A 20,927-nucleotide genomic window follows, 5' to 3' on the forward strand; every position below is an offset into this window, starting at 1 on the left:
CCCAAGGGAAGGATTTGATATGTTCGACACAGCCGGCAGCGCCTCCGACGTGATGATTGATCTGCGAAACGTCTGGAAGATTTTCGGGCATCGCTCGCAGGAGGCCATGCAGGCCGTGCGAGAGCGTAAGCTGACCAAGGCCGAGGTCCTCGACGAATTTGATTGCGTGGTTGGTGTGGCCGACGCCAGCTTTCAGGTGAAGAAAGGCGAAATCTTTTGCGTGATGGGCCTGTCGGGAAGCGGCAAGTCCACGCTCGTCAGGCATATCAACCGCCTGTTGGAGCCGACCGCCGGTCAGGTGATCGTGGATGGGCAGGATGTCACCGCTCTTCGCCCCAAGGAGTTGGCCGACATGCGCAATCGCAAGATTGCGATGGTGTTTCAAGACTTTGGATTGATGCCGCATCGCTCGGTCCGCGACAATGTCGCGATGCCACTCGAGATCAGGGGCGTGGCGCAGAATGCCAGATGGCAGGCGGCGCAGAACGCGCTCGATCTGGTCGAGCTGTCGCAATGGGGCGACAAATATGCCCATGAGCTGTCGGGTGGCATGCAGCAGCGGGTCGGCCTCGCCCGCGCCATTGCCGCCGACGCCAAGGTTCTCCTCATGGATGAACCGTTCAGCGCTCTCGACCCGCTGATCCGGCGCCAATTGCAGGACGAGTTCATCGCCCTGGCCAGTCAGATGGGCAAGACCACGGTATTCATCACGCATGGTCTGGATGAGGCCGTGCGCATCGGCGACCACATCGCCGTGATGCGCAATGGCGAGATCGTCCAGACCGGCACGCCGGAACAAATCATCATGGAGCCCGCAGACAGCTATGTCGCGGATTTCGTTGCGGGCATCTCGCGCATCAATCTGATCAGAGCGCATTCCTTGGTGTCGCCCCTCGATGGCCCTGCCGGGCCGATCCCGCCGAATGCGCTTCGCATGCCTGAAACGGCCACTTTGAAGGAGCTGATCATGGCGTCGGTCGCACATGATGCGCCGCTCGTGATTGATCGGCCAAATGGCGAGCCGCTCGGGATGATCAGCAAGAACGATCTTCTGGCAGGCATTATTCACGGGACAAATGACGGATGACACAGACCACCAATGATCCACTGCCTCGCGATGCCGTTCGCAAGTTCGTGAAAACAAGTAGCGAATACTACCAATCTCGGTTCCGCAAGATCGGAGACAGCGAGAAGACGGCCCTCACCTTCAACTGGGCCGCAGCCGGGCTCGGTGCGGTCTGGTTCGGCATGCGCAACCTCTGGGCGCTGTTTCTCGTCTTCGTCGTCCTGGAAACGATCGCAATTGTTCAGATCGCACGCGGCATCTGGGGCGATCTCGGCGCGCCGATCCTCGCGCGGCTGGAGGGGATCGAGAAAACCCTCGCGATGCGGCGCACTCAGCTCAGCGACGCCATGGAGAACGCGCCCGACAAGGTCGAGACATTCAAATCCGCGATCGCGTCGCTGGAAGGCGCTGTGCAGTCGATCCGGCTACAGGCCGAGGCCGCGCGGAATGAGGCCCTCGCACTTATCCTGTTCGGCATCGTGCTGTTGCTGGTGGTGAAGCTCGGCCAGGGATTGCTCGCCAATCCTGCGCTGCGGGCGCGCTATGTCCGCTGGCGGTCGCAACCCTCGCTCAAGGCAGGGCTCACAGCGCCGACGATCCTTCTGGCCTCGGGTCTGGCCTTTGCGACCTATCTCACCTGCGCCTTCAAATTTGGCTTTCCAGAGCAGATCCCGGCCTTGCAGAGCTTTCCGGCCGACCCCTCCGTCCAGAGCAACGTTGCGACGCTCATCAAAGACTGGATGCGCGAAACCGCCCTGAGCACCGAATGGTTCTTTGACGGTTTGGTGCAGGTCATCAGCGCGGTTCTCGATACGCTTGAGACGCTTTTTGTGGAAACCCCTTGGCCCGTGATGGGCGGCTTTGTCATCCTGTTGACCGGCCTCTCGGCAGGCTGGCGCGGGGCGATCTTCTCGGCCGCCGCCCTGGCCTATCTCGGCTATCTCGGGTTCTGGGAAAAAAGCATGCAGACGCTGGCGCTTCTCGGAACCGCAGCCTTTATCTCGATCTCGCTCGGGATACCGCTCGGGGTGCTCTGTGCCCGCAATCCGAGGCTCTATACCTTTGTGCGCCCGGTTCTCGATTTCATGCAGACCATGCCGGCCTTCGTCTATCTCATCCCGGTCATCGCCTTTTTCGGCACGGGCAAGCCCGCGGCGATTGTTGCCACGATGATCTTTGGCGGGACGCCGGTGGTGCGCCTCACGGTTCTTGGTTTGCGTGGCGTGCCTGAAACGGTGCGAGAGGCCGCGATGGCCTTTGGTGCCTCACGCAGCTACCTGCTGTGGAAAGTGGACCTGCCGCTGGCCGCGCCGTCGATCATGGCCGGGATCAATCAAACCATTCTGCTGAGCCTCGCGATGGTGGTCATCGCCTCTCTCATCGGGGCCAAAGGCCTCGGCGAGGACGTGCTTGAGGCCCTGCAATACGCCTCCGAGGGACAGGGCATCCTGGCCGGCATCGCCATTCTGTTCTGCGCGATGATCCTCGATCGCATCATTCAAGGAAAAGGAAAGAAATCATGACTGTCACCGTTGCAATGCTCATCAAATACGAGAACGAAAGAAAGGCCGAGATGCTCGATCAGGCAAGCGACCGCGCCGAGGTGTCGCGCAACGCCGTGGCGGCCATGGGCGGGCGTCTGCTGCACGCTTTTGGCACCTGCGGCGAATATGACATGCTGTTCATCTACGAGATGCCGGACATGGCAACCGTGGCCGCGAACATGCATCTTGCCGAGGCGACGGGCATGGCGCGTTACCACAAGGTCATTCCTCTTTTCTCGAATGAGGATTTCGTGGCGTCTCAGGTCAAGGCCGGTGAGCTGCGCGACAGTTACAAGGCAGTCGCCCAATCATGAGCGGGACATTGTTTTATGGCGGGACCATCGTCACGCAGGATCCCAAATATCCCGCCCCAGAGGCCGTGCTGATTTCCTGCGGCAAGATCGTCGCGGTCGGAGATTTGGCAGACATTCAGCCCCGCGCCGACAAAGCGACAGTACAGCATGATCTCGCGGGGCAGACCTTGCTTCCAGGGTTTATCGACGCCCATTCCCATCCCATTTGGGCCGCCAAGACACGGGGCGCGCCGGTGGTGGATGTCCGAGCCAACATTGTCCCGACCTATGCCGCACTGATCGGCAAGATCAAACGCCGGGTCGCGGTCGCCGCACCTGGCGAGCATCTCCTGTTCTTTGGGCTGGATGCCCAGCTACACCCGGATATGGAGGCCCCGACGCGGGCCTTTCTTGACGAGCTCGCGCCCGACCATCCATTGGGGATACAGACATCGAACTGCCATGCTCTCTTTCTCAATTCTGCGGGTTTCAAAGCCTGCGGGATTGACGAAACAACACCGACCCCGACCGGATCCATCATCGAGCGCGATGAAAATGGCGTGCCCACCGGCAAGATCGCCGAAGCCGTGACATGGACCGCCCTCGAGAGTTTCTACGAGGCCTGGGGCGCGCGCCGCCTCGCCGAAGAGGTCGAGCAGCAGATACTTGCTTTTGTGGCAAATGGCATCACCACCGTGACCGAACATCTCTACATGCCGTTCTACAAAGCGAGCTATATGGCGGCATTGAACCAAAAGCTGCCCTTGCCGAGGGTGGCCTGTTATCAGCAAGCGACGACACCCGATATGCGGGTTGAAAAGCTCACCGATGCGGATGACCGCCTCTGGATGGCGGGGGTAAAGATCCATGCCGACGGCTCTCCGTTCATCGGGAATATCTGGCTGACCGAACCTTACCTATCGAATGAGATCACACTTGAACGGATGGATCTCAAACCCGGTCACACCGGCGGGCCAAACTATCCCCAGGAATATTTCGAGCGTATGGTCCGAGAATATTTTTCGGCCGGTTGGCAGATGACGGTGCATACACAGGGCGACCGGACCATCGACATGGTCCTCGACCTCATCGAAACATTGCTCGAAGAAATGCCGCGCCCTGATCATCGCTTTCGGCTGGAACATTGCGCCCTGATGCGGCGTGACCAGATTCGGCGGGCGCACGCCTTGGGCGTGCAATGCAGCTTTTTCATCAACCACATCACCCATTGGGGCGCCCCAATCGAAGATGCCCTGTTCGGCCCCGAACGCGCCGCCCATTACATGCCGGCCGGGTCGGCTGTCGCCGAAGGGATGCGGATTTCGCTGCACGCCGACACCCCGATGACCGACGCCTCGGCGCTCGATCTCATGCAGGCTGCGGTGACGCGCCGGGCGGCAGATGGGCGCTGCCTTGGCGAGGGAGAGCGGCTCGATATCGAAACGGCACTGAAATCCGTGACGATTGACGCGGCCTATCACATTGGCATGGAAGATCAGCTCGGATCGATCACACCGGGCAAACACGCCGATCTGGTCATTCTTGGCGCGAACCCGCTGGAGACCGAAGGCGACCGCCTTGGTGATATCCCGATCTCTTCCACCTGGCTCGCCGGAGAGCGCGTCTATGGCGGATAACAAGAGACCAACCCCCATCCCGCTGGCAACGGTTGGCGGATTTCTGGGCTCGGGCAAGACAACCCTGATCAACCACCTGCTCAACCAGGCAAACGGGCGGCGCTATGTCGTGTTCGTGAATGATTTCGGAGCGATCAATATCGACCTGCAATTGGTCGAAACCATCGAAGACGACCGCATCTCCTTCTCAAACGGCTGTGTTTGCTGCACCTTGAACGATGAATTCGTCGGTTCGGTCGCCGAGATGTCGAAACGACAGGACAGGCCCGATGCCATCCTGATCGAAGCGAGCGGCGTGGCAGACCCGCGCGCGCTCGAGGCCTCCCTGTCGGCGCTGGAAGCGTCCAATCATGTGCGGCTCGAAACCGCCCTCTATATCGTCGATGCGGGCTGCTTTGGACAGCGCGACTATGCCGAGGTTGAAATGCTCATCGACCATGCCGCGACAAGCGATCTCGTTCTCTTGAACAAATCAGACCTCGTGTCAGAACAGGCGCTGGACGGGCTTCTACAGGAGTTCTCGGTTGCCGCGCCTTATGCCGCGACCCTGGCCACCGTCCAGAGCTGCGTTTCGCCTGCGCTCTTGTTTGGAAATTCTGACAGACCGACCCGCCCGGAGGCCAAGGCAGGGCCGCATAGACATCCCGATTATCATCACTGGCACTACAGTGGCCGCGACCCGATGACACGCGATGCCTTGGTCGAGCTTACAAAAATCCTGCAACAGCATTTCTTCCGGATCAAGGGCATCGTCCAGTCGGCCGCAGACCCCACGATCTGGCTTTCCTTGCAGGTTGTCGGGACACGGGCGGTCATCGGGCAATTGCCGCAGGGTTTCACCGGCAAGGACGCGGTGGAAATCGTGGGGATTGGCATCGGTCCAAAAATGCGCCGTGTGGAGCTCGATCGCAGCATGGCAGCGTTTGAAGAGACCCTGAAACCGACGCCGGCTCTGCCCGCCATGTTCACTGGGAAAACCTAGCTCTCAAGTCGCCCGCTCCGCCCTCCGCCCGGTGGTCACAGATCGTCAAAGCCCCGGTGGGTCATCTCCAACTGATAGCGCCGCGTGTCGTGGCCTTGGGGCGCGTGTAGCGGAAACCTGGGCGCGGCGCTCGCGAACTCATGCAGATGCACCACGACCTGTTCCGCGTCGAGCAGCACGACGCCATAGGCCGGCGCCTCGAGCGTGCCGGGAATGGTCTCAGGCCCTGCCGTGAGATCAAGCGCCACCTGATGGTTGAGCCCGCGCATGCATGAAAAGCTCAGTCCGCGCCACGTGCCAAAGACCGCCCGGTGCAAATGGCCGAAGAAGAGATGGCGAATGCGCGGCAGATGCGGCGCGATCACCTCGTGGAACGGATCGGCGTCCTGCATCCTGATCGCGTCCATCCCGGCGATGCCGACAGGAAACGGCGGGTGATGCATGAACAGAAGCACCGGCCCGTCGCAGGCGGCAAGCTCGGCGGCGAGCCAGTCGCGCCGGGCGGCGCAATAGCTCCCGGCATGGCTGCCGGGATGTTTCGTGTCGAGACAGATCGCCCGGCCCTGGGCCGCGTCGAACGCATATTGCACGAACCCATGGCGGTCGCGCGGCAACTCGGGGAACTGCTTGGCAAGGGCTTCGGTGTCGTCATGATTGCCGACCATGAGATGCAGCGGCACCCGCAGCCGGGCGATCTCTGCGTGAAAGGCACGATAGGCCTCGGCATCGCCCCAATGGGTCATATCGCCGGTGAGCATGACAAAATCCGCATCTCCGTGCTCGGCATTGATGCTGTCCACGGCCCGGGCCAGACGCCGCGCCGGATTGGCCCCAAAGAGCGTCTGACCGCCGCCGATCACATGGGTGTCGGTGAGATGGATGAATTTCATTCCGCCGCCTCATGCGGTTTCGCCCAATCGTCCCATCCGGTGCCCGACAGCGTCACCGGCCCGTCCCAGTCAAAGGGCACCTGATGGATGATCGTGCTGCCGCCTTCGATCAGCACCACGCAATAGGCTGGGTTCAGCGCCGCGCTCTTGAGATACCGAGGCTCGGCAAGATCGGGAATAGACTGATTGCCGGTCGAGGGCACGCTGGCAAACTGCACACCCTGATAGCAGCCATGGATCGGCGCATGGACATGGCCAAAATGCAGATAGTCGATCTTGGCGCCATATTCGGCCAGCAACGCGGCAAAGCCGGGCCGGTCCTCAGGCACAATCGCGATCCGGTCCTCGGCAGGCAAGCCGAGAAGCATCGGATTGTGATGCAGGAAAAGACGCGCCCGGTCACAGCCGGCGAGCTCGGTGGCGAGCCAGTTCCGGCGGGCGGCACAGAAATGCCCCGCATGGGTGCGCTCGCCCGTGCTGTCGAGATAGAGAAACCGCGTGCCACCGATCGTTTCGGCATGGTTCACAAAGCCGTTCTCATCGGTGGGATGATCGGCAAAGACCGCACGGAAATTGGCGCGGTTGTCGTGGTTGCCGATCATCAGCCGCACCGGAATGGGCAAGCCGTCCAGCGCGTCGCGCAGCGCCTCATAGGCCGCCGGTTCGCCCCAATGGGCAAGATCGCCGGTGATCACGATCCGCGCCGCATCGGCATGATCGGCAAGGATATGGCGCAACGCCCGGTCAAATCGCGCATGGGGGTCGAGGCCGCCCATCTCTTCGCCCGGAACGGTGAGGTGGATGTCGGAAATATGGATGATTTTCATAAGAGTGCCTGTGTGGAAAACGGCCGCGCACAGGGCTGCGCGCGGCCGGGTCAGAGGATGGCTCAGCCGTTCGGCAGAAGGTCGGAGACTTCTTCAACCAGCTCTTGCTGCAGCTCTTTCATATCGGTGGCATCGCCAGTGACGATACGTTCGATCCCGTCATAGATCACCTGCGTGATGGCGAGACCGTTGTCGCCGGGATAGGCCAGCCAGTCGCGCAGCAGCGGAAGCTGATCCACGGCGGTTTTCTTGTTCGGGTTGGCCTCGTAGAAATCGGCGAGGATCACTTCGTTGGCGGCCTTGTTGGGTGGCATGTAACCGGTGGTCTTGGCCACTTCGGCGGCGCCTTCGCCCGAGGTGATGAACTTGATCCAGGCCCAGGCCGCCTCTTGCACCTTGGGATCCTCCGAGGTCGAGGTCAGCACCGCGGCATTGCCCCCGGCAGGCAGGCCCTTGGGGGTCTCGCCCATGCCCGGAAAGGCCCCGGTAACCAGCTCGAAATCGCCCTGGCTACGTTCGACCGCGCCAAGCGCCGAAGTCGACCAGAACATCATGCCGATCTCACCGGCGGCAAAGGATGACAGCGCCGCTTTCCATTCGATGTTCTGCATGTCGCATTTGGTAAAGATCTCTTGCATCTGCTCGAGCGCGGCCAGCGCCTCGGGACTGTCGAGCGCCATGCGGCCATTGTCGACGATCGGCTTGTCCTGGCTCCACATCAGCGCCTGCAGAAACCAGTTGCCGGTGACGCTCCAGCCCCAGAAGATCGGGTTGTCCACGCCATTGGCCTTCATCTTTTCACAGACGGTGATCACCTCGTCCCAGGTGGTGGGCAAGCTTTCGACCCCGGCGGCTTTCATCATGTCCATGTTGTAATACCCGACCGGCAGCGAAACCGAGAAGGGAAGCCCATAGACCGCGTCATCAATGGTCGACAGCGACAGCATCGCATCATGATAGCCGTCCTTGGCAAAATCCGTCTCCTTGGCGATGAACGGTTCGAGCGATTGCGCGATGCCCTTCTCGACGAGGATTTGCTGGCGGTTGAGGCCCTGCATGGTCACATCAGGCAGAGTGCCCGAGACCGCTTCGCGCAGGACCGTGTTGGTGCCATCCTCGTAGGATTCGTAAGTGGCGCGGAATTTCACGTCGATGTTCGGATGCTTCTCCTTGAAGGCCGGCATCATCGCCTCATAGGTGACGTCGAACAGGTGGCTGTAAGAATAGGCGAATTCGATGGTCACGTTGTCCTGGGCCATCGCGGTGCTGGCACTCAGGGCCAGCGCCATTGCGGAGATAGTGTGTTTCATGGTTGATGTCCTCTCAGTCCTGACTTGGAGCGTTTGCGTTTGGCGATGCACGCTCCGGGGAGATCCCTCGCGGGATGGTGGGCGGGTGCGGGGCAACCCGCACCCAAAACTCATTTCATGCCGTTCAGCGTGATCCCTTCGATGAAACGCTTCTGCGCCAGAAGAAAGGCGACGATCAGCGGCGTGACGATCACCGTGGCGGTGGCCATCATCGGCCCGAAATCGGACCCGTCGCCGCCGCCCTTGAACTCGCGCAGCCCGAGCGGCGGGGTGAACAGGTCACGATTGCCGGTGACCACGATGCGCGGCCAGAAATAATCGTTCCAATGGGCCACGACCGAGAAGATGGCGAAGGCCAAAAGCGCCGGAATCGCGGTCGGCAGCATGACGCGCCAGACGATGGCAAACTCGCCCATCCCGTCCATCCGCGCCGCATCTATGAGATCATCGGGCACGGTCATGAAGAACTGGCGCATGAGAAAGATGCCAAAGACCGAAATCGACCACGGCACCACCAGCGCCGCATAGGTGTTGGTCAGCCCGATCTTGGCGAGCAGGATATAGAGCGGCAGCGCAATGGCATGGACCGGGATCAGCAGGCAAAAGAGCACCAGCCCGAACACCGCCTCGCGCCCCCAGAACCGCAGCTTGGCCAGCGCATAGGCGGCGGGCAGCGCCACCACCACCTGCAACAGGAAAATCGAGGCGGTGACGATCACCCCGTTGAGCAGATAGCGCAGCAGCGGCGCTTCGGTGAAGGCCTTGGTGTAGTTGAAAACCACCGGCCGCATGGCGCAATCGGCTTCTGCCTCGGCCATGAGCTGATCGCGGATGTCACGGTCGCTCTGCCCGGGAAACCGGGGGGCGGCGGCGGCAATCTCGTCGCGGCTCGGATCGCGCAGCTTGACGCAATGCTCATCGACCATGAGTTCTTGGCGGCCAAAGAACCCGCCCTCGCCGCGATCAATCTCGCCGGGGGATTTGAAGGAATAGCTGACCATCATGTAGAAGGGCGCGATGACGATGATCACCCCGAGAATTAGGATCAGATGTTTCCACCAGTCGCGGGTCATCAGTAATGCACCTTTCGTTCCACCAGCCAGCGCTGGATCAGGGTCAGGACCATGACGAAGAGCAGAAACAGCATGGTGATGGCCGAGCCGATGCCGATGAGGTTCTGCTGCACGCCTTTCTCGAAAATGGCGAACATCATCACATAGGTTGACTTGTTGGGGCCGCCGCCCTGCGGCCAAAAGGCCTCGATCGTGTCGAACACCTGAAAGGCCCGGATGCAGGTGATGGTGACGACAAAGACCGTGGTCGGCCCGAGCGCCGGCCATGTCACCAGCCAGAACCGCGCCCAGCCGGACCGCGCCCCGTCCATCTCGGCCGCATGGTAGAGCTCGCGATGCACGCTGGTCAGCCCGGCGAGATAGAGCACCATGTTGAACCCGAACCCCTGCCAGATGCCGATGAAGCAGATCACCCAGATCGCATAGCGCTGATCCCCGAGCCAAACGGGAAACCGCTCGGCGCAGCCATGGGCCATAAAGGGCCAGACCCGTTCGAGAAACGTGCCACAGCCCAGTTCCAGCGTGCGGTTGATCATCCCGATCGACGGGTGCAGCATGAATTCCCAGGCGATGGCCATGGCGAGAAGTGTCGCCATCACCGGCAGGAAATAGATCGTCTTATAGAGCTCGCGAAACCGGCCCAGCGAATTGATGAGCAAGGCCGCCCCAAGGCCGAGCCCAACCGAGATCGGCACCACCGTGACCACATAGGTCAGCGTGGCGAGGAACATCTTTTCATAGGTCGACCGGGTGAAGAGCTTCTCGTAATTGTCGAACCCGACCCAGTCGAAACCGCTGTTGCCCAGGGAATAATTGGTAAAGGACAGGAAGGCTGCGATGCTCACCGGCGCGAGCAGCAACAGCACCATCAGCCCAAGCGCGGGCCCGGTCAGAACCCAGGCGGCGCGGCTTTGCCGGATGGCCCGGCGCGGCGCGCGCGCGGGTTTGGCGGCGGCGGTGGGATCAATGGCCGCCATCTCAGGCCACCTCGGACGGGGCGCTGGCCGTCTGCACCACCCGGCGTATCCGGGCGCCTTCGCTGTCAAAGAGCAGCGCCTTGTCACGATCGAAATCGAGCGACACGGCGCTGCCAAGCGCCAGCGCGCTGCGCTGTTCGGGGCCCACCCGCAGGGTGAGACGCTGATCGAGCCCGGTGAGCGCGATCTGCACAAAGAGTTCGGAGCCGAGGTTCTCGCGATGCACCACTTGGCCATGGATCGGCGCCTCTGGCCCGGCCAGCCGCAACGCCTCGGGGCGCAGCCCGAGCGAGGCGATGCCCTTGCCGCCCCGGTGCAGCATCAGGTCGAGCGGACGATCCATCAGGATCAGCCGCCCGTCCTCGGCAATCTCGACCGGCAGGATGTTGATCTTGGGCGAGCCGATGAATTCGGCCACCTCGATCCGGTCCGGATCGTCATAGACCACATCGGGCGGCGCGCATTGCAGGATGCGGCCGCCCATCATCACCGCGATCCGGTCGGACATGGTCATCGCCTCGACCTGATCATGGGTGACATAGACAAAGGTGGCGGCAAGCCGGCGGTGCAGCTCGGCAATCTCGGCCCGTGTCTGCACCCGCAGCTTGGCATCGAGATTGGACAGCGGCTCGTCCAGAAGAAACGCCGCCGGCTCGCGGACAAGGGCACGGCCCAGCGCGACGCGCTGGCGCTGCCCCCCCGAGAGCTGCCCCGGCTTGCGGTCGAGAAGATGCGCGATCTCGAGCATCTCGGCGGCCTGCGCCACCTGCTGTCCGATGTCACGGCTCTGCGCCCGTGTGCCGGGCAGCAGGCGCCCGACAAGCGGCAGGCGCTGCAGGCTGTTCAACCGGCGCATCCTGAGCGGGACGGCGATATTCTCGCCGACGCTGAGATGCGGGTAGAGCGCGTAGGATTGGAACACCATCGACAGGTTGCGGTCGGCGGCGCGCTGGCCCGCGACCGACTGGCCACCGATGCGGATGTCGCCGCTGCTCTGGTCCTCGAGACCGGCGATGATGCGCAGCAAGGTGGATTTGCCACAGCCCGACGGGCCGACCAGCGACACGAATTCGCCATCGGCAATGTCGAGCGACACCCCTTTGAGCACCTCGGTCTCGCCAAAGCGTTTGGTCACGTTCTCGATACTCAGCCCGGCCATCTGATTCCTCCATCTGCTCCGGGCAGTGTAGGCAATCGACCTTTCACTTTTGTGACGTCACATTAGTGAAACTAATCACCGCTAAGGCTGGCCTCCAAACCGGAGGAACCGCGATGCGCGCCAATCATCATCAATTCGTCGCCTTCGCCTATGTGGTGCGCGAAGGCAGTTTCTCGGCCGCCGCCACCCGGCTCGGGGTGACGCAATCGGCGGTCACGCAACATGTCGCCAAGCTTGAAAAGCAGGTCGGCTCGCCCTTGCTCTTTCGGAACCGGGAGGGCGTGTCGCTGACCCGGACGGGCGAGGAGTTCTACGATCTCGCCGACCGGCTGGTGACGCTCGACACGGCGATCACTGAACGGCTCGAAGGGTTCGAGGCGATGGAACGCGGCCATATCAAGATCATCGCCAACGCGCCGCTGCCTGCGCTCCGCGCGATCAGCCAGTTCCGTCAGGCCTACCCGGATGTGGAAATTGATTTCGCGCTCTATGCTTGGAGCACCGCCACGCGGCTTTTGCGCGAACGGCGGGCGGATGTCGGGCTCATCACCGATCCGCCCCGCTCGGAAGACTGGGAACGGGTCTCGATCCTCAAGGCGCGCTACGTCGCCTATCTCCTGCCCTCGTCCCCGCTGGCAGGCCGCGACCTGCTGCATTTCCGCGATCTGACCGACGAGACGATCATCCTGCCGGAAACAGGCTCGCTGACCGAACGGGTGGTGCGCGAGGCGCAGGTCAAACATGGCATCCGCTTTCCCCGGACGATCACCATGACGACCTTTCCGCTGATGTGCGAGGCGGTGTTTCAGGGCGCAGGGATCGCGCTTTTCCTCGCCAACAGCGGCCTGATCTCGCGCGGGTTGGTCGAGGTGCCGGTGGCCGAGCTTTCGGCCAGCCATGAAACCGCCGTCATCGCCCCCAAAGACCGGGCGCGCCTGCGGCTGGTAAAAGCCTTCATCGAAATCGCCTCCTCGCTGGATTTCAGATAGCCCGGCGATATGCGCGCCCTCGCATCTGACGCGTTAAGGCGACGGCCACGTAGCGGTTCCGCAAAGGTATCACCGGATTGAAACGCGCCGAATCACTGCTCCTCTTTTCGTACCTCTGAGCGGCCACCCCCGACAGAAGGCTCTGTTGCAAACTTTATCACATGACGCAGTTACCCCTCCATTGGACACACTTATGCTGCGGCTTTGAAATGCTCTTCGATCAGCGTCATTGCCTCGGTCATGACACATGGCCCGACACCGAAGGCGCGTTCGATCATGCGTTTTTCGCCAATCGGGTCGCGGGTCAGGTTGAAGGTGCGGCCCTGGCCTTTTCGCAGGGCGCGCATCACCTCGAAACCCTTGATTGTGGCGTAGGCCGTCCTCATCGTCTTGAAACCCCGGACCGGCTTGATCAGCTGCTTGAGCTTGCCCTGATCGGCCTCGATCACATTATTTAGATACTTGACCTGGCGGTGTTCCACGTCCCGCGGACATTTACCCTCTTTCTTCAACTCGCGGATCGCCTGAATGTAGCATCCGGCCTTGTCGGTGTTGATCTTGGACGGTTTCTCCCAATCTTTACAGGCACGAATGGCCTTGCCCAGAAAGCGTTTCGCGGCTTTGGCATTGCGGGTTGAAGACAGGTAGAAATCGACGGTGTTCCCCAACTTATCGACCGCCCGGTACAGATACGTCCACTTGCCGCGCACCTTGATGTACGTTTCGTCAACGCGCCAGCTATCCGACATCGGCCGCCGCCACTGCCAGCGCATCCGCCGCTCCATTTCGGGGGCGTAGCGTTGCACCCAGCGGTAAATGGTCGAATGATCGACACGCACACCGCGCTCCGCCATCATGGTTTCCAGATCACGATAGCTGAGGCCATACCGACAGTACCAGCGAACAGCCCAAAGCACGACTTCACCAGAGAAATGCCGCCCTTTGAAATCGTTCATAGCTTGATCCTCGCACTGAAAACCGACCCAAACATGGCAACCCGCATATGTGTTTGCAACAGAGCCAATCAGATCGCATTTGGAGCGTTCCTTCTCGGGGATCTCCAGGATGTGAGCACGGCAGAGGTCGTCTTCCTTGAAGAAGTAAGCACATGTTTCAGTAACGGGTGGTCTGCCGCTGTCTCTACGTAGATGACCCAGATCAACGCCGATGAGGGTCTGGTCTGGCGCCTGAGATGGGCTGCCGAGCAAGGTGACGAAGGGTTTCCAAGGGATCTCGAGGTTCTTCGGAAGAGGGCGCGGGGTGAGTGTGCAGAGTGTCGGTTTTGTCATAATTGCCTCCAAGGCTGAAACAAGGGTCTGAAGTTGGCGCGGCGTTGCCCGCTATGTTGAGACGGCCGGTCTCGACCGCTGAAAGGGATTTGGCTGCGAGGCTCAGCCGCCGGAAATCAGACGCAGCTTGACGTTGCGTCAACATGCGTGGGGCAGCATGGTTTGACCTTTGTACTGAAGGCCGGCGCCGGGTCGCTTGGAGGGTGCAATTTAAAAGTAGACACGGCAAATTTGGCGCTCAGGTCTGGTTGGCCTGCGTGCTTCGCACAGAGGGCATTCAGCCGACGATTCGCGGCACAACCAGATAAGACCACGGCCGGAGATTTGGACAGCGCATCAAAACAGGCGGCTGGCAAAAACCGTTGGTCGTACCGCCCGCACCCAAGCATTTGAAACTCTGCGTGGGAATTTCGGCTCTCATCCGTGTCTCGGCCAAAGCGTGCAACGAAAGCTGTCTCCGGCGTCGCGCCACCCTATTTCCAATCAATTCTCTGCCTCCGGGGCTCATCATGTTTACGGCGACTTTGGGCACAGGACACCCGTGAAATGAGCTGCGGTGGCGGCGCGAGGGAGACGGTTTCCGGAAGCGGAACCGCACCCTGCGCGGCGCCAAACGCAACTTTCGAAAAGGAACTCCCCCATGAATAATCAACTCCCGGTCACGTTCGAGAACATCGAGGGCATCGCTGCAGAAGCGTTCGCGGATGCGCGCATCTGCGCAACCGCCCTGCGCGAAGATGTTATCCCGAACCTCGCGCGAATGGAGCGCAAAGCGCCGGAACGGCTGATCAAGGCGATCGAGACGGGACAGATCTTCGAAAATGAAACGCTCGTCGAACTCGACGTTCTCATCAACAAGCTCTCGCGACGGATCGCGGACGGCACGACGCAAGTCGAACGCGTCGACGATCACGCTTACTGTTTTTCCGAGGATCCGTCTTGGACAGAAACACATCGGACGTGTGTGGCCGAAGATATGTCACGCGCGCTTACCGTGCTGTTGAGCTTCCACGCTTCTCTGCAAGCAGTGCATGACCTGATGAATGCGCAGCGCGAGCTCGAGAAGATGCGCCAGCGCACGCAACCGTAAAAAGATCATGAATGTGGGTGCGCTTTCTCTCTTTTCCCCGAAAAGCGTGAGCGCGCCGGTCGCATAGTTTGATCATTTGCAGCCCGCACTTGAAACCGTGCGGGCTGCTCAGCGCCAGGAGCGTCTGGCCACGGGTTCGAGCTGGTGTTTACCCAAGCCTCTGCTGAACAAAAGGGCTTGGCGCGTGGGTCGCTCCCCCGTTCTCGCTCAATGCGGCCGGAGCCTTCAGCCAAGGAATGAACGCGAACGATTGTGAATCCGGCTTCGGAGAAAACATCCTGCGCTTAAGAAAATCGTCCATCTGGTTTTGCCGCTCGTCCATTCGATCCGACGTCATTCCCGGGCGCCGAAAGGTCGTCCCTTCAGGAACCCAGGAAAAGGACAATACCATGCTACATTCAACGAAATCCGCGAGCGCGTCCGAGACTGACTCAAGACTCTCGCTGCTGGACATCGTGATGCAAGCGCTCGAAGTGACTGGACGCATTCCCACCACGCAGCCCGAGACAGGTTTTTCGGACGCGTTCACGGCAGACAGGATTTCTGATTTCTATGTCGAGGAACTGAACGGTGGTTGGGTTTCGACGCTCCGGTTCCGCGACATACCGGAAGGCCTGCCCGACGCGTTGGGGTCGCCGGATATCATGCCGTACCGTGAGCGCCGAGATGCCTTTCTGCACGGCGCTGGCATCCTATGCGAGATTGTCACCGGAAGCCGTGAGTTGCCGTTCACGATTGTCGGCGATCACCTCATCGTCGCGGCCTATGGCGCTTGAAGCGGTACGTGAAGGCTTACGCGACCGGGGCGGTTCAATCCGCCCCGGCCCGTTCCGCCGCACTGTTGTCACGTTCCCCGAGGGATCATCGTTCGCGATGCCGGGTCATTGGGCCGGATGGTAGCCAGCACCTCAGGCGCGGATCAAGCGCGACACCTGCCACCGCGTGACAGCCTTACGGATCGACCCGCACGGTATATTGCACACCACCTTGCGGACCCCAGGTCCAGGAAATAAGAACCGGCGTCTCATTGAAGCGTCCGCGGACCGCAGGCTCTCCGCGTCCGATCGTTGTTTTCTCCAGTTCCGTGATGCGCCCGCGGCGGGCAATGTCTTCCGTCATCTCGGCGGCCTGGTCAACGGATACGGCCGCGTCCGAGATCCAGCAGGTGCGCGATCCTTCCGAGACCGTCGCGATCGTCTCCCCGCGAACTTCCTGAACAGCGCCGTTCTGGCCGTCGACCAGGGTCGCGTCGGGGAAACGACGGTCGACCGGTTGCCCCGAGAGCACGACGAAAAGCACCCCCCATGGCCAGCCCCTTACGGAAAATGTTGATATGAGCGCTTCCATTTACCCCCGGAAGGGCCAGCATTGCTTTTAAAACAAGGTTCTTATGGAAACTCTGAGGGAGAACGCAAATGTGCTAAGTCTCGAAAATATCTTCGAGAGGGCTCCGAGCGGCTCGCTGCGAGTATCTCCGACATTCACTTGAGCTTGGACAGAATCATTTACTTGAAAGCGGACCGTGATGTTTACTTGATGATGGACAGTCCTATATACTTCTAATTGGACGCATGTAATGGATCGGGAGGGTTATGGTAGACAAACGGAAGATCTTGGCTGACGCGATGGAAGCCCTGCACACCTTGCAGAAGCAAGGACATCTTGTTGTTCGTAGCGGCGAGATCGACCCGGTGCGGATCAAGGCGCTAAGGAAGGCGGGCTATCTTCAGCCCATCATGAAGGGCTGGTATCATCTGTCGGACCCCAGTTCGCGTCCTGGTGACACGACGCCGTGGACGATGAGCTACTGGTCATTTGTCCAGAGATACTGCGAGCATCGTTTCGGCATCGACTGGGTTCTCAGTCCTGAGATTTGCCTTAGCCTGCATACTGGATCTCAGGTGCCGGCTACCCAGGTGGTGGTGCATGCCCCCAAGGGAGGCAACAATACTGTCGAACTCCCAGGCAAGCGGTCGCTCTTCGATCTGAGGGTCAGGGAGCTTCCTGAGCAGGAAAGGAGGATGCAGCTGCCGAACGGGCTGAGGGTCTACACTCCGGAGGCCACGCTGATCCATATGGCAGAGAATTGCTATCATACGCAGGCTATGTCAGTGGCAGCACTGATGGGCAGCTACCGAAATGTCGATGTCCTGTTGCGCGCGGTGGTGGGCGGGGCGCACAGGCGCCCGGGTAACCGCCTGGTTGGCGCGTTCAAGCACTTGGGAATGGACGATCACGCCAAGCGCCTGGCCGATGGCATGCGCCGCGCAGATATGGATCTAAGGAATGAAAACCCCTTTGAGGGGGAAGGCATTGCTGTTGTTGCTGGTGCGGCCCCGATCTCTAACATGTTGCGAGCGATATGGCAGAGGGACCGACAAGTGATCATTGACCTGCTACCGGCCCCCGAGGGACCTGTCGAAGTCGACGAGGTGCTGGGACAGATTGACGATGTCTACACCCATGATGCCTGGAACTCGCTCTCGATCGAAGGTTATCGGGTCTCCGAAGAGCTGATCGAGAAGATTCGCAGTGGTAGCTGGGACCCGGAGGCCGACAAGTCTGACGCAACCTCTCGTGATGCTATGGCAGCAAAGGGTTACTGGAATGTTTTCCAGTCTGCCCGCGAGGTGGTGAAAACATCCATCGAGCGAGGTGAGCCGGTCTCGGTGCGAGACAATCTAAGCGATTGGTATCAGGACCTCTTCGAGCCCTCGATCGACGCAGGCATCCTAACGCGAGGCCAACTGATAGGATATCGCAATCACCCGGTATTTATTCGCACAGCCAATCATGTGCCCCCGGCGAGCGAAAAGCTTATGGATGCGATGGAGACCTACTTCGACCTTCTTGACGAGGAGGAGCATTCCGGAGTGCGCGCGGTGCTTGGTCACTGGCTTTTGGGCTACATCCACCCTTATCCCGACGGAAACGGGCGCCTCGCTCGTTTCGTAATGAACGCGGTGCTCGCGAGTTCGGGCTATCCATGGGCTGTGATCCGGCTCGATCAGCGGAGGCGCTACATGCAGGCTCTCGACGCCGCGAGTTTTGGAGGCGACATCGCTCCCTTCGCGAAGCTGATAAGTGAGCATCTTGGCAACAAGCCCTGACAGAAAGGCTATGACTCGAAGCGTATCGGCGCGCCACCACGCTGAGAGCCTTGCACCACAGCAGGGAATGGTGGACGCCATCAACATTTACTGTCAGGAGCTTGGCCGCCATGGCGGTCTTCAGTGACCGCCCATCCGCGAACGATCCGGTTGCGACGCCGATACAGGCAATAATGAACCGCGCCGGGTTTGCCGGAGGCTCCAACTCCTGAGTAGGATGGAGCATCATGAGCAAGACAACGAACAAGTATTCCCCGGAAGTGCGCGAGCGTGCGGTTCGATCCCCAGCCGTTCACTTTAGAGTGGCCTCGGTAAGAACAACACTGGAGCGCTCATCAAAACTATAATACCGGGCAAGGTTTAAGCTCATTGCTCGGAGCTTGTCTCCGCGCGAAGATATTTTCGTGAGCGCGGAATGGGCCGAAAATCCAAGAACACAAGATATAGAGATGTCGGCGGGGACCCTTGTCTCCCGCCGGCACACGGCGATCTCCAGGTGAATGCGTGCCGGACGCCAGGATGACTACCCAGCGAACGGGGGTGATGGGAACACGGCCGATCAGAAGCTCTTCTGCAAGACCTGCCGGAAATCCGCAGGCAAGCCACCACGCCGAACCGGAGCTGTCTTGGTATTCCCGGTAGGGTCATTTTTGACACTTCAAGTCGCCATTTAATGCATAAAGTATCTATTTTGATACCTTGTGTTGAGTTATTTGCCGATTTGCAATATCTTCTTGGACAAGATTTGCAGTGCGCTGAGGATGCTAATGGAGACATTACCGGGGTTCCTGACCCCCGAAGACATCAAGGAGAAGATGCGCGATGCGGTGCGCAAGCGGCGCATCGGCATGGGCTTCACGCAAGAGGAGCTGGCCGCGCGCGCCGGGATCTCGCTCGCCACCATGAGGCGGTTCGAGAAGAGAGGTGACGGCACCCTTTCGACCGTGTTGGCGCTGGCCGAGACGCTCGACGCGCTGGATGGTTTCAGGAGCCTCTTCCCACCGGTCGAGGCGCGCACGCTTGATGAGCTCGAGCGGCAGAAGTCCGAGAAAATTCCACAACGCGTGCGCAAGGGGAAGATCTCGTGATCGACCGCCTCTATGTCACCATTGATTTCGGCGCTGGCGCCAACGAGCGCCCGGTCGGGCAGATGGGCTGGGACGGCCGCGCGCGCCACGCCGTGCTGGAATGGGATCGCACCTTCGCGGCCGCGCCGCTGCCGATCTCCCCGGTCCACATCAAATCCCAGGCCGGACTCCTGCGTCCCACGAGTCGCGCCTTCGGCGACTTGCCTGCGGTGTTTGGCGACAGCTTACCCGACGGCTGGGGTAAGCTGTTGGTCGACCGCGAACTGCAGGCGCGCGGCGTGCGACTGGACGAAATCACCGACATGGACCGGCTCGCCATGGTCGGCACCGCCGGCATGGGCGCGCTGGCCTACCGACCGGCTCAGGATCCCAACCCGGAGGGTGATTTCGATCTTGACTGGTTCGAACGGCTGGTGCCCGAGGTTGATGGCGGCGCCACGGCCGGGGAACTGGAGCGGTTGCGCGCGGTGGCGGGCGGCTCCCAGGGCGCGCGGCCGAAGTTCGTGGCCCAGCTGGCGGCGGACGGTGCGCGGCTGCGCGATCACCGCGCGGCGCTGGAGAAGGGCTGGCGCCATGTCCTGGTGAAGCGGCGCGCGCTGCAAGACCCGGTAGGCACTGTCGAGGTCGAGGCGGCCTATGCCATGATGGCGCGGGCGGCCGGGATCGAGATGAGCTGGACGGGCGTGCTGCACGCGACCTCCGGCGAGCCCTTCTTTGCCACGGAGAGGTTCGACCGACCCGACGGCGGGCGGCTCCACATGCAGACAGTCGCCGCACTGTTCGCGGTCGACTTCCGCGAAGCCTATCTGGACTACAAAGAGCTGCTGCGCCTCACCCGCTTCATGACCCGCGACGCGCGCGCCGCCGAGCAGATCTATCGCCGGATGGTCTTCAACGCGCGAACCCACAACCGCGACGATCACCTAAAAAACCACGCCTTCCTGATGGACGCTGCCGGCAGTTGGCGGCTGGCTCCGGCCTATGATGTGACCTACAGCTCCGGACCCGGCGGCGAACACACGCTCACCATCGCCGACGAGGGTCGGAGGCCGGGCCGCGAGTCCTTCGCCGCAGTGGCGCGGGAGAGCGGGATCTCCGCGCGGCGAGCGGCCGAGATCGTCGACGAGGTGGATGGCGCCGCCGCGGACTGGTTGGAGTATGCCGACGCCACCGGCGTGCCCCCGCAGCTTCGCCGGGAAATTAGTGAACAGATGGAGCGCGCGGCGGGCTGGTGACCGCTCGGCCCAGAGGCTCAAGGTCGGCACGGCGAAGATCTGCTCGCCGAATTGGACGAACCTTGTCGCCGTCATAATGCTGCGGATGGCCGTCGAGATCTTTATGTTTTCCGCAGCATGTAATCGGACCCAGTGGCAGGGGAAAATCCCAGAAAAAGAATCCGGAAATTGCCAACTCCCGTAAGCGACGGCTGCAGGGCACGTGCATTTCAGCTTGACGAGTCGAAGTTCCACGGGAGGAGGTCGTCGATCTGGCTTTTGGGATGTCCTGCGGCGATGGCCTCGAGGGTAGCCTTGAGATAGGCGAAGGGCTCAACGCCGTTGATCTTCGCGGTCTCGATCAGGGAGGCGATACGGCCCCAAGCTTT

At 61.0% G+C, this 20,927-nt stretch carries 20 protein-coding genes; 11 read left to right on the top strand and 9 right to left on the bottom strand.

Going from position 1 to position 20,927, the window contains the following annotated elements; translation table 11 throughout:
• The first annotated feature begins 19 nt into the window (after window positions 1–19).
• From BUB53_RS10150 to BUB53_RS10170, 5 genes are read left to right on the top strand one after another with little or no spacing between them, the layout of a single operon-like run.
• Window positions 20–1,087, top strand: a complete 1,068-nt coding sequence (locus BUB53_RS10150; protein WP_073034611.1) for a quaternary amine ABC transporter ATP-binding protein — start codon at window positions 20–22, stop codon at window positions 1,085–1,087.
• The gene (locus BUB53_RS10155; protein WP_073034613.1) at window positions 1,084–2,589 is read left to right on the top strand and encodes an ABC transporter permease; all 1,506 of its coding nucleotides are present in this window, start codon (window positions 1,084–1,086) and stop codon (window positions 2,587–2,589) included. Before BUB53_RS10150 ends, BUB53_RS10155 begins: the two co-directional genes overlap by 4 nt.
• Window positions 2,586–2,924: a GYD domain-containing protein gene (locus BUB53_RS10160; RefSeq protein ID WP_073034615.1), complete on the top strand. Its 339-nt coding sequence runs from the start codon at window positions 2,586–2,588 to the stop codon at window positions 2,922–2,924. The genes BUB53_RS10155 and BUB53_RS10160 overlap by 4 nt, the downstream gene beginning before the upstream one ends.
• Window positions 2,921–4,540, top strand: a complete 1,620-nt coding sequence (locus BUB53_RS10165) for an amidohydrolase (protein WP_073034617.1) — start codon at window positions 2,921–2,923, stop codon at window positions 4,538–4,540. The genes BUB53_RS10160 and BUB53_RS10165 overlap by 4 nt, the downstream gene beginning before the upstream one ends.
• The gene (locus BUB53_RS10170) at window positions 4,530–5,522 is read left to right on the top strand and encodes a CobW family GTP-binding protein (RefSeq protein ID WP_073034619.1); all 993 of its coding nucleotides are present in this window, start codon (window positions 4,530–4,532) and stop codon (window positions 5,520–5,522) included. The genes BUB53_RS10165 and BUB53_RS10170 overlap by 11 nt, the downstream gene beginning before the upstream one ends.
• Before the next feature lie 35 nt (window positions 5,523–5,557).
• On the opposite strand, the gene BUB53_RS10175 is transcribed toward BUB53_RS10170, so the two are convergent.
• The 6 genes from BUB53_RS10175 to BUB53_RS10200 all read right to left on the bottom strand — a co-directional run bounded on the left by BUB53_RS10175 (window position 5,558) and on the right by BUB53_RS10200 (window position 11,758).
• Window positions 5,558–6,412 (bottom strand): phosphodiesterase, encoded by an 855-nt coding sequence (locus tag BUB53_RS10175; protein WP_073034621.1) that lies wholly within the window; start codon window positions 6,410–6,412, stop codon window positions 5,558–5,560.
• Window positions 6,409–7,239, bottom strand: coding sequence for a metallophosphoesterase (locus tag BUB53_RS10180; RefSeq protein ID WP_073034623.1), 831 nt, complete (start codon window positions 7,237–7,239; stop codon window positions 6,409–6,411). Before BUB53_RS10180 ends, BUB53_RS10175 begins: the two co-directional genes overlap by 4 nt.
• A gap of 62 nt (window positions 7,240–7,301) precedes the next feature.
• On the bottom strand, window positions 7,302–8,549 hold the full coding sequence (locus BUB53_RS10185) for an ABC transporter substrate-binding protein (protein ID WP_073034625.1): 1,248 nt from the start codon (window positions 8,547–8,549) through the stop codon (window positions 7,302–7,304).
• A gap of 110 nt (window positions 8,550–8,659) precedes the next feature.
• On the bottom strand, window positions 8,660–9,622 hold the full coding sequence (locus BUB53_RS10190) for a carbohydrate ABC transporter permease (RefSeq protein ID WP_073034627.1): 963 nt from the start codon (window positions 9,620–9,622) through the stop codon (window positions 8,660–8,662).
• Window positions 9,622–10,599, bottom strand: a complete 978-nt coding sequence (locus BUB53_RS10195; protein WP_073034629.1) for a carbohydrate ABC transporter permease — start codon at window positions 10,597–10,599, stop codon at window positions 9,622–9,624. Before BUB53_RS10195 ends, BUB53_RS10190 begins: the two co-directional genes overlap by 1 nt.
• A gap of 1 nt (window position 10,600) precedes the next feature.
• Entirely contained in the window at window positions 10,601–11,758 is a 1,158-nt protein-coding gene (locus BUB53_RS10200; RefSeq protein WP_073034631.1) for an ABC transporter ATP-binding protein, read from the bottom strand.
• 113 nt (window positions 11,759–11,871) lie between these two features.
• Between BUB53_RS10200 and BUB53_RS10205 the strand changes: the two genes are divergently transcribed.
• Entirely contained in the window at window positions 11,872–12,747 is an 876-nt protein-coding gene (locus BUB53_RS10205; protein ID WP_073034633.1) for a LysR family transcriptional regulator, read from the top strand.
• A 191-nt stretch (window positions 12,748–12,938) separates the two neighbouring features.
• Here BUB53_RS10205 and BUB53_RS10210 read toward each other — a convergent pair whose 3' ends face one another.
• Window positions 12,939–13,703: an IS6 family transposase gene (locus BUB53_RS10210; protein WP_073034634.1), complete on the bottom strand. Its 765-nt coding sequence runs from the start codon at window positions 13,701–13,703 to the stop codon at window positions 12,939–12,941.
• A gap of 973 nt (window positions 13,704–14,676) precedes the next feature.
• Here BUB53_RS10210 and BUB53_RS10215 point away from each other — a divergent pair.
• Both BUB53_RS10215 and BUB53_RS10225 read left to right on the top strand, forming a co-directional pair.
• Window positions 14,677–15,126 (top strand): hypothetical protein, encoded by a 450-nt coding sequence (locus BUB53_RS10215; protein WP_073034636.1) that lies wholly within the window; start codon window positions 14,677–14,679, stop codon window positions 15,124–15,126.
• A 236-nt stretch (window positions 15,127–15,362) separates the two neighbouring features.
• On the top strand, window positions 15,363–15,902 hold the full coding sequence (locus BUB53_RS10225) for a hypothetical protein (protein WP_143163184.1): 540 nt from the start codon (window positions 15,363–15,365) through the stop codon (window positions 15,900–15,902).
• Between the two features lie 175 nt (window positions 15,903–16,077).
• Here the strand turns inward: BUB53_RS10225 and BUB53_RS10230 are convergent, their stop codons facing one another.
• Complete coding sequence (locus BUB53_RS10230; protein WP_073034641.1) at window positions 16,078–16,425, bottom strand: hypothetical protein; 348 nt, start codon at window positions 16,423–16,425, stop codon at window positions 16,078–16,080.
• A gap of 314 nt (window positions 16,426–16,739) precedes the next feature.
• On the opposite strand from BUB53_RS10230, the gene BUB53_RS10235 reads away from it, so the two are divergent.
• From BUB53_RS10235 to BUB53_RS10245, 3 genes are all read left to right on the top strand, one after another.
• Window positions 16,740–18,236: a Fic family protein gene (locus BUB53_RS10235; protein WP_159437807.1), complete on the top strand. Its 1,497-nt coding sequence runs from the start codon at window positions 16,740–16,742 to the stop codon at window positions 18,234–18,236.
• Window positions 18,237–19,003: 767 nt separating this feature from the next.
• Complete coding sequence (locus tag BUB53_RS10240; protein ID WP_073034646.1) at window positions 19,004–19,324, top strand: helix-turn-helix transcriptional regulator; 321 nt, start codon at window positions 19,004–19,006, stop codon at window positions 19,322–19,324.
• Window positions 19,321–20,559, top strand: coding sequence for a type II toxin-antitoxin system HipA family toxin (locus BUB53_RS10245; protein WP_073034647.1), 1,239 nt, complete (start codon window positions 19,321–19,323; stop codon window positions 20,557–20,559). Before BUB53_RS10240 ends, BUB53_RS10245 begins: the two co-directional genes overlap by 4 nt.
• Window positions 20,560–20,768: 209 nt before the next feature.
• Here the strand turns inward: BUB53_RS10245 and BUB53_RS10250 are convergent.
• Window positions 20,769–20,927, bottom strand: a 159-nt coding sequence (locus BUB53_RS10250) for a transposase domain-containing protein (RefSeq protein ID WP_143163187.1), incomplete at its 5' end; no start/stop codon positions are given.

Origin of the sequence: Roseovarius pacificus, assembly GCF_900142665.1 — a bacterium.
GTDB classification, from domain to species: Bacteria; Pseudomonadota; Alphaproteobacteria; order Rhodobacterales; family Rhodobacteraceae; genus Roseovarius; species Roseovarius pacificus.